Genomic DNA, 2,003 nt, shown 5'->3' on the forward strand with positions numbered 1-2,003 from the left:
GTCGCGGGGAGCACGGTCGATCGGGGGGCGGCGGGGTGCTCGACGCCCCCGGGTCGCTCGGGGACCGCCGGGTCGCTCGGGGACCGCCGGGTCGCTCGGGGGTCGCGGCGTCGCTCAGGGGCCGGTGCCGATCACGGCTGCGGGTCGAGGGCGTCGTAGGCGCGGAACCGCGGGGTCAGGCGCACGAGCGTTCCGACGAGGGCGAGGATCACCAGCCCACCCAGGAGCGGGGGCACCCACAGCGCGGCGAGGGTCGCGAGAGTGCCGGCATAGAGCGCCCCGACGCGGGGACCGCCGGCCACCACCACGATGAAGATGCCCTGCAGGCGGCCGCGCATGGCATCCGGAACAGCCGCCTGCATCATCGTGGAGCGGTAGATGGCGCTGACGTTGTCGGCGGCGCCCGAGACGGCCAGCGCGATCGCGGCCAGGACGATCAGCGCGACGGCGGCGACGTCCTCGCCCGTGTCGGCGGGGCGCAGCCACCCCAGGGAGGCGGCGAGCAGCACCGCCCCGAAGGCTCCGATGGCCACCGCGTAGACCTGGATCGCCCGGGCGATGCCGAGGCCCTGGCGTCGGACGCGCCCGATCGGTCCCGAGAAGAGGCTCGACAGGAAGGCGCCGGCCGCGACCGCGGCGGTGAGCACGCCGGTCGTGATCGCCCCGCCGCCCAGCAGGACGGCGCCGATCGCGGGGAAGAGCGCCACGGGCTGACCGAAGGTCATGGCGATGATGTCGAGGATGTACTGCAAGCGGATGTTGGGTGCCCGGCGCAGGAAGCGGGTGCCGTCGCGGAACGATTCCAGGCCCGGGCGCACGATCTCTCCCTCGGGCCGCAGGCGCGGCAGCGACCAGAGACCGAGGAACAGCGAGGTCATCAGCAGGACGTCGAGCGAGTACGTCCAGGCGTATCCGGCGACCGCGACGAGCACTCCCGCGAGGGCCGGTCCGGCCATGACCATGATCCCCACCGTCACCCCCTGCAGCGCCGCCGCTGCGGGCAGGAGGTCGCGGGGGATCAGTCGCGGGGTGATCGCCGACTTCGTCGCCATGACGATCGAGTTGGCGGCCGAGTTGACCACGCTGAGCACGAAGAGCCAGGCCACCGTCTCGAGGCTCGTCCAGGCCAGAATCGCCAGCAGGGCCGTCGACACGAAGGTGATGACGGCCGCCAGCAGGGCCACGGTGCGCCGGTCGAAAGCGTCGGCGAGCATGCCGCCGTACAGACCCGCCACGACCATGGGCAGCAGCCCCGCCACCGCGATCATCGAGACCGCGAAGGTGCTCTGCGTCAGCTCGAACACGTGCAGCATGACCGCGACGACGGTGAGCTGGCCGCCGAGGCCCGCGAGGGTCGAGCCGATCCACAGCCGGGCGAACGCGGGAGACGTGGTGAGCGGGCGGACGTCGATCAGAGCGCGGCGTGCCCGGGAGGTGGTCACGGGGTCGCTCGGCTGCACGGATCGAGGCTACGCCAGCCCGCCGACACCGGTCGCCGGCGCGGTTCGTGCGCGGGGTCGAGGGCTGGTAGACTCATGCGGTTGCCGTTCGATCGGCCGCGGATAAAGAGAGCTCGCACATCAGGTGCCGAGCGCCGCGCAATGAGAAGGAAGGGGATCCCATCTATGGCACTCGAAGCAGACGTCAAGAAGGCGATCATCGAAGAGTACGCGACGCACCCCGGTGACACCGGATCCCCCGAGGTGCAGGTCGCGATGATGACGCAGCGCATCAAGGACCTCACCGAGCACCTCAAGGCACACAAGCACGACCACCACTCGCGCCGTGGCCTGTTCCTGCTCGTCGGTCAGCGCCGTCGCCTGCTGGGTTACCTGCAGGACGTCGACATCAACCGTTACCGCTCGCTCATCGAGCGTCTCGGTCTGCGTCGCTAATCGCACCAGCGTTCTATCGCGCAAAACATTCTTGGAAGGCCGCCCCACGGTGTGGGGCGGCCTTCGGCGTTCCCGGATGCCGCCCCCTCGCTGTTCGCGCCCCCGCCC

At 71.1% G+C, this 2,003-nt stretch carries 2 protein-coding genes; one reads left to right on the plus strand and one right to left on the minus strand.

Annotated elements, in window-relative coordinates; genetic code table 11:
• Nucleotides 1–131: 131 nt before the first annotated feature.
• A complete protein-coding gene (locus DBR36_RS10480; RefSeq protein WP_258222717.1) occupies nucleotides 132–1,460 on the minus strand; it encodes an MFS transporter in 1,329 nt (442 codons plus the stop codon).
• Between the two features lie 165 nt (nucleotides 1,461–1,625).
• On the opposite strand from DBR36_RS10480, the gene rpsO reads away from it, so the two are divergent.
• A complete protein-coding gene (gene rpsO, locus DBR36_RS10485; RefSeq protein ID WP_108319161.1) occupies nucleotides 1,626–1,895 on the plus strand; it encodes a 30S ribosomal protein S15 in 270 nt (89 codons plus the stop codon).
• Nucleotides 1,896–2,003 lie beyond the last annotated feature (108 nt).

Source organism: Microbacterium sp. HMWF026, assembly GCF_003061325.1.
Classification (GTDB): Bacteria; Actinomycetota; Actinomycetes; order Actinomycetales; family Microbacteriaceae; genus Microbacterium; species Microbacterium testaceum_E.

Bases quoted from the DNA above. Each gene is read 5' to 3' on its own strand.
- rpsO (WP_108319161.1), top strand. From the start codon at position 1,626: ATGGCACTCGAAGCAGACGTCAAGAAGGCGATCATCGAAGAGTACGCG.